Consider the following 368-nt stretch of genomic DNA (forward strand, 5'->3'; position numbering starts at 1 on the left):
GACATGGATACCGTATAGCGCGTTGGTATATTAGCGTTTTTAATCGTTTTATCTTTTCAAATCTTTCGGTAGTTTATCGGTTTACCATTACGGAGTTTATCGGTAACCTTTCTCTACTCCGTTAAATTCAGTATAAGGCTACTTTTTCACTCAGTCAACACATGTTTTTACGGCATTATAATTTTTCCTTCTATTATATATGTGTACTCTTCGTGGTCTTCGTAGTCTTCGCAAAACGACCTAGAGCGCATTTAAGCGCATACTAGTACGTTAACTCACTTTTAATCGCCTTGTGTTTCTCGGCGTAACTTTCCGTACTCATATGCAAAAAGGACGCAAGCAACTAAACCTGCGCCTTCCTTTTTTTA

This window comes from Bacillus sp. JJ864, assembly GCF_036963045.1.
Lineage (GTDB): Bacteria > Bacillota > Bacilli > Bacillales > Bacillaceae_G > Bacillus_A > Bacillus_A pseudomycoides_C.